This is a genomic window from Nocardia amamiensis, assembly GCF_015477605.1.
GTDB lineage: Bacteria > Actinomycetota > Actinomycetes > Mycobacteriales > Mycobacteriaceae > Nocardia > Nocardia amamiensis_A.
In genome coordinates, this window is sequence record NZ_JADLQX010000080.1 from 1 (window position 1) to 6,374 (window position 6,374).

General features: G+C 66.5%; 3 protein-coding genes and 1 pseudogene. 1 reads left to right on the forward strand and 3 read right to left on the reverse strand.

Annotation, left to right across the window (positions count from 1 at the left end; genetic code table 11):
• Nucleotides 1–112: 112 nt before the first annotated feature.
• Nucleotides 113–277, forward strand: a pseudogene (locus IU459_RS40600) (IS256 family transposase); the annotation flags it as partial.
• A gap of 139 nt (nucleotides 278–416) precedes the next feature.
• Here IU459_RS40600 and IU459_RS36270 read toward each other — a convergent pair.
• Genes IU459_RS36270 through IU459_RS36280 form a run of 3 tightly spaced genes read right to left on the reverse strand, consistent with a single transcriptional unit; the run spans nucleotide 417 to nucleotide 6,231 of the window.
• A complete protein-coding gene (locus IU459_RS36270; RefSeq protein ID WP_228839009.1) occupies nucleotides 417–3,035 on the reverse strand; it encodes a site-specific integrase in 2,619 nt (872 codons plus the stop codon).
• Nucleotides 3,032–4,768, reverse strand: coding sequence for a hypothetical protein (locus IU459_RS36275; RefSeq protein WP_195134112.1), 1,737 nt, complete (start codon nucleotides 4,766–4,768; stop codon nucleotides 3,032–3,034). Before IU459_RS36275 ends, IU459_RS36270 begins: the two co-directional genes overlap by 4 nt.
• Nucleotides 4,768–6,231 carry a tyrosine-type recombinase/integrase gene (locus tag IU459_RS36280; RefSeq protein WP_195134113.1) on the reverse strand — a complete coding sequence of 488 codons (1,464 nt, stop codon included), beginning with the start codon at nucleotides 6,229–6,231 and terminating at the stop codon, nucleotides 4,768–4,770. The genes IU459_RS36275 and IU459_RS36280 overlap by 1 nt, the downstream gene beginning before the upstream one ends.
• Nucleotides 6,232–6,374 lie beyond the last annotated feature (143 nt).

A 6,374-nucleotide genomic window follows, 5' to 3' on the forward strand; every position in this document is an offset into this window, starting at 1 on the left:
CCCGCTCGTGCCGACCAAGCACTGGCCACTTCTCCTCCAACCCCATTGCCGCCAAGCCTGCCTCCCAGTTCCGTGGTCAGATTCGGAGCCGTCGAGCTCCTCGGATTGATTCCACGTAACTAATAAGCAAGCCGCGCTGAAATGCCTGTATCTGGTGACTCGTTCGCTCGACCCGACCGGTGCCGGTCGGGCACGATGGACGATGCGCTGGAAGCCCGCGGTCAACGCGTTCGCGATCACCTTCGCCGACCGCTGGCCCGACGCCCGAACCTACTGAGAGAAACCGCCGGAAACACCTTTAGCGAGATAGTCCCCGCCAGCGGGAAGAAGAAGCGCTGGACAACTGAGTTGAGGCCACGATGGGACTATCGATGCCAGACTGGCACATCAATAACGTCCTGCCCCGCAACACCTAGTCAGCAGGGGCCGATGACCTTTGCGCGTGCGGCCGGAAGCCGGGTGAGGTTCGGTGGTGCGGTGGAGCGGAGTCGCAGTATTTCGTCGTGCTGCGCGGCCAGCTGTGAGAGGGCTCGGCCGCGGAGGTCGGCCAGCTCCTCGATGGTCGAGTTCGCTTGGGTGAGACGATCTTTGAGTTTGGTGATCTCAGCCTTGAGTCGTTCGATCTGAACATCGCGAGGGTCGGGCCGCTCGCCCTGGTCGCGTATGCGGTCGCGGCGGTGCTCGAATTCCTCCCGCAGGTGAGCGTAGGTCCGGTAGAGAGCTGCTCGGGAAACTCCCGATTTGGTGGCGAGGGTCTTGATGTCGCAGCTTCCGCCGGGCGGGATGTCGCCGCGCAGGAGGCGGTCGATGGCGGTGCAGATACGGTGCTCGGTACGAAGTCGCTGTTCATCGGTGATGGCCATCAGGGGTGTCCTTGCCGGGGGTGGAGTTGGTGTCGATCTGGTCGAGGATGCGGGTTGCGCGGTCGAGATCGGTTTGCAGACGAGTCTTTTCGTTCTTGCGGGTCGACCCGAGGGCGACGAGGAGGTTGCGGGTGTTGTCGGCGGCGGCTGCCCAGACCGGTCGGTGGCAGGGGTGGTGGGTGGCTTGTGGGCAGCGGGTTGAATCACACAATCCGAGCAGCGGTTGTCTGCGGTCGGTGTGCCGGCCATGCGCAGGCAGAGCGCCCGAGACGGATCAGCGAACCAGCAGAAGTTCGATGTCCCGAGGTGCAGCACCCGGGCTCGCTTGGTGAGCAGGTTGCGGAGTTCCTGGTCGCTGGCCAGCAGCTTCGGCGCGCTGCGTGCGTGTTCGGTGAGTGCGTCATCGACGCTGCGGAACGAGTCGATCAGCTCGCGGGCGCCGGGCCCGGACGGCATGATCCCGTTCTGGAAGTTGCGGAACTCGGTGAGCACCAGCTCCAGATTGCGTTGCTGCTCATGGGAGTTGATCTCGGCGAGTAGTTTGGCCTGCGAACCCCCAGGTCGGGCGCTGTATCCCTCCGTCGCGGCGACGAGCGCATGTTTCAGGTGCAGCTTTGCGGCCAGCAGCCCGCCGGGCCGGTAGGCCAACTCTATCGCGAGCCGCCGGCGCAGCATGCGCAGATTCACCGGTCCGTCCGGTATCGCCGTGAGCCCGAGCCGCTGCCCAGCGGGGCCGTTGACCCAGGCGCGCATACTCTTGTAGCGCATCGTGAAGCCGAGCCGGCCGAACAAGGGGTCACCCGGATGTGATGTGGTGCAGAGTTGTTCGGCGAGTTCGATGGCGCGGAAGACTTCTTCGGTCACGACCCATTCGTCGTCGATTCCGCCGTGCGGCTTGCCCTTGATGACCTTGCTGGTGAGACGATAGCGGAACATGCCCGGCCGGATCTGCTCCGGCGTCCGGCGGCAACCGACTCGCGACTCCATCAACTCACTCGAGCGCATCCCGGTGACCGCTGCTGTCACCGTGAAACAGGCTGTGCGAAGAGTTTCGATCAGGTCTTGGACCTCGCGCAGGTGCAGCGGCGGCGTCCAGACGACCGGTTCGCCGGTGTCGGCGCGGGCGATGGCCGGTTCGTCACGAGCCCAGGGCTTGGTGAGCCCGACCATCCGCACCGTTTCCTCGGCCAGAACCCGCAGCTCGGGCGTGATCCTGTCGGGATTGAACTCGGTGCGTCCAGACTGCTGGGCCAGGGCGGCGAAGCTCACCGGTAGCAGCGGATCCTCGCGATCCCATCCCCGATCCAGTCTCATAGTGACCTGGCCGGACCCGAGCTCCCGTAGCGGCTCCCCGGTGGTTTGGTGCCACCGCAGCGCCGCCGCGAACGCGGCGGCGGGCGGGTAGTGACCGGGAACCACGGTGTTGCCGTGCTGGTTGTCGGTGCTGGTGATCTGCTCACGCAGCCGACGGATGTGCGGGCTGAGAACCTCGATCAGGAACAGGCTGGCTGCCAGCAGCGGGTGCAGGATCTCACGGGCAATTGGCGGGGTCTTGTTCTCGAGGGTCGATCGATCACCAGCGACCGCGGCCGCGGTCGCTCCGTGCCAGAGCCGCAGGTCCGGCGGGTATCGGTCGGCGGTGAACAATTCGCCATAGTGCGCCAGGTCCAGTACCGACATGACGATGGCGCGCAGCTGAGATCTGCTGACCGCCCGTGGGGGGCGGCCTGGTGTCGTGGCGGTGCGACGCGAGTTCAGGTAGTCGGTGCAGTCACTCTCGGTCACCGTGGTGAGGGTGCTGATTCCGCGGCTGGTGAGCCAGTTGAGCCAACCGGTCAGCTCACGCAACCGGCGATGGCAGGTCTGCAACGTGAGGGGGCTGCGGTAGGCGTTGGCCAGCACCCCGACGCGCGGGTGGTGGGGGACGAGGAACGCGAACATCAGCTCTTTGGCGACCAGGCGCCAGCGTGGCTCGGTGATCAGCGTGAAGTCCAGCTGCCGGATGCAGATGGGCATCTGTATCGGCAGGCCGATGATCTTCTTGAAGTCCCAGATGTCGTGGTCGAACACTGGCCCGGTGGCATCGGTCGGCAGGTCGAACCCGGCTTGGCGGCAGATGTCGGTGCCGGTGAACGGTGAGATGTTCAGGTCGGCTGTGGCGAGTGCGGTCATTGGGTGAACTCCTCTGGGTGCAGGGGAACTTCGTCGTCGGTGTCGCCGACGTCGTTCGCCGCGGCGGTCACCACCGCGGCGGGGAATCGATCGAGGACTTCGTCGAGGCGGTCGGCGTAGGGGCCGAACACGGCCAGGAAGTGTGCGCAAGGCATCTGCCGCCATTGCCGAAGGAAGAAGGCTTTGAGCCGCAACAGGTTCGGGGCATGCCGGGGTGCGAAGACTGCCAACGGACACAGCAGGCAGACCCAGGGACGTGCCGGGCAGGGCTTGCCCTTGGGGCCGTGCAGGCCGGCGAGTTGGTCACCGCAGGCGGCGGTGAACACGTCACGGTGCCCGCCGACGAGCTCGGCGATCGTCGCGTCGTTCAGGTCCAGGTCGGCGACCAGGTCCGGAAACCGGGCCGCGAACTCGGCGACCCGCTCGTCGTCGAGAACCTTCGGGGTCCGGGCGCGGCGTAGCAGGCCGACTTGAGCGTCCTCGATGATCGCATCGACAGCGCCGCGCTGGTCAGGGCTGGTCGCGGTCAGGTAGTGATCACCTTCGACCTGCGGTGTGTGGTTCGGGTCGATGGTGGCGCGGCCGCTGCCGTGCCGGTGGCGCCGATCGCGGCGGGACTGGAAGGTGGTGCGGATGCGCTGGCGGTGAATCGCCATCGGCTGCCCGGAGTCATCGAGCAGGCCATGACGGCGCACCCAGGCCCGCACCGACGGATCGGTGATGCGGACGGTCACGAACGGCCCGCCCGGCGCGTGGGCCAGATACCGCAACCACAACGCCTCACGGTCCCGTCCGGCGGCGAATCCGCGCAGTAGCGCCGAATACGTCAGCCACTGTTGCAGCAGGCGCACCGCCTTGCCGGGCAGGTTCAGGCTCTCCCGGGCGGTGCGGCCTTTCACGTAGCCAAGCAGCACCGACCGGTCACCGGCCCAGTCGATATCGCCCAGGCCGAGGGAGTCGATGCCATCGGGCACGATGCCGCTGTAGGCGCCGAACAACAGCTGGTAGCCGATCACCACATCGGTGTGGGGGAACAGTTCCCGCTGGATCTGCACCAATCGCTGGCCTTGTAGCAGTCCTTGGCCTCGTATCGCCTGATAGGTCACCCCCATGTGCGTGAGGATGTCGGTCAGCGGCATCGGGCCGCGGCGCGAGAGCAGCCAGCGGCCGTTGTCCCTGCTCCAGCCGCCGCGAGCGGGATCACGCGCCCTCTCGGCGGCCGCCAGCGCGGCCTGGTGAGCGGCGAAAGCGTCATCGACGACAGTGCGGCAGGTCGTGATCAGGCGGGTCCACTCGTTTTCGCTGTAGGGGACCAAAGGTGTGCATGCGGGTTGGTTGAACGAGCGTCGTGCTTGCACCAGCGCCCGCACCTCGGGCCGCAAGCCCGCGGTCAGAAGGTCCCAGCGGGCCAGCATCGATCGGGTGGACCTTTCTTCGGCGTGGCCGGTCGCCATCCAGAATTCGACCAGCCGCGCCCTGCTCAAATCCGCTGCGCCACCATCGAATCCGCCAGGCTCCAGCGCGGCGGTGATGCGGCGGATCCCGATCACGCACTTCACCACCGAGCTCCACGCCGTCAGCGGTCCGTGCGGATGCACCAGATCCGCCAGCCCGGTCAGCAGATCGCGGGCCAGCCGCGGGCACGGCCCAGCACCGAATACGACGGTGCCAGTCTTGCCCGAGGGCATTTCGCAGGCGATCCCCAACGGATCATCGACCACTTCGGCCGGCATCAGCACCTTGCCTCGTCGGCGAATTCCTTCGCCGCTTCCGCCTCGGCTGCGGCATCATCGAGCAAGCCCTCGGCACGGCCCGCCGACTCGTATGCCTCACGGTAGATTCGGGTGGTGTCCAAACGGCGGCAATACTTTTCGGTGGTCAACACCGAAGAATGCCCGAGCAGATCCCGCAACACCATCAAAGGGTCGGCCTTGCTCAAATACAGTGCCAGCGCCGCATCGGCATCAGTGTCGCGGACCAGCTTCGCCGCCTGACGGTAGTACCCACTCACCAGTTGCTCAAGAGTTGCCATGGCGAAGGAATGTCTCAATCTGTGGGGATTGACGTGGGGAAACCTGGGCTCGAACGCTTGGCGGATCCGGTCGGCGGTGCGGGCGAACACTGTCGCCCAGGCTGTGAACGGCCCGCCCCCGCCACGAACAGCCAGCAGGCATGAGCCGCCGCCGGGCCCGACGAGCCGCATCCGCTCGGCAGGGGTCAGCGACGCCCATCGGCGCCGGACCCCATCTATCCGTCCGCCCAGCGGATCAGGGTCGGTGACCCGCAGCGGAGTTCCCCACCCACGTGACGGCAGCCAGGTGGCGCCGTCGACGGTGACCGCCCGCTCGAGCTCGATGTAGCGGTGCGCGGTAGCCAAGGCGTCGTAGGAGATCCAGGTCGTACGGAACTTGCGGCCCTTGGTAACCGCCTCAGGCACCGAGAACGCCACCGGCATCCGCGATGGCTTCACCGGCAGCGCCGGAATCTCGTAGACCAGCAGATACGTGAATTCCTGCAACCGCAGTCCGCTCGCCAGCACCAACTCGCCCATCGCCGCGTTGCGGGCCAGCTCCCGGCCGTGAAACCCCTTGTGCGGATTGCCGTCCGGGGCCAGGCCGCGCAACGCCAGCCGGAACATATCCGCGAAATCAGCCTCGAGGTACTTGATGCTCACGTGCGGTTTCGCGACCCGCCGGACAGCGGCGTTCACACGGACCTCGCGCACCACGCCGCCGTAGCTGGCCCGCGCGGCGCGGTAGGTGAACGGCTCCGCCCCCGCGAACCCTTCCTCGATCGCCCACCGGTAGAACGTGGACAGAATGCTCACGTGCCGCGCCCACGTGGTCGCGGCGAAGCGCGACTCGATCGGACCTGCGGCCCGATGGACCGCGTAGCGTCCCAGCACCAATTTCAGTCGCTCCCGCGTGTCGAACAACCCGGTGCCGCGCTCGGCGAGGAACTCCATCCACGCCTTCAGCGCCCGCGCGTAGCTCTCCCACGAACTCGCCGCCGGCGCCCCGCTGGTCGGCAACTCCCGCAGCCACCGGTTCACCGTGACAGTCGGCCGCGGTGTCGCGGATCGGTCCTCGAACCGCAGATCGTCATCGACCAGCACCGGCATCCGGTCCGGGACCACCGGTACTCGCTCGACGTCCCAGTCCTGCCAGCCCAGCGACGAGAAGAAATACAGGATCATGGGCCGCGACCCTAAACCTGGATCCGTGGATGGGGTGCTGGTCACAGTCGGTGTGTGAGATAGGGAAAATGCCTTTCGACCTGGGATGATCGTGGTTGTCGAGGCCAGGATCATGCAGGAATCGAGAGGCATTTTCAGTGAGA

Bases quoted from the DNA above. Each gene is read 5' to 3' on its own strand.
- IU459_RS36275 (WP_195134112.1), bottom strand. From the start codon at position 4,768: ATGCCGGCCGAAGTGGTCGATGATCCGTTGGGGATCGCCTGCGAAATG.
- IU459_RS36270 (WP_228839009.1), bottom strand. From the start codon at position 3,035: ATGACCGCACTCGCCACAGCCGACCTGAACATCTCACCGTTCACCGGC.
- IU459_RS36280 (WP_195134113.1), bottom strand. From the start codon at position 6,231: ATGATCCTGTATTTCTTCTCGTCGCTGGGCTGGCAGGACTGGGACGTC.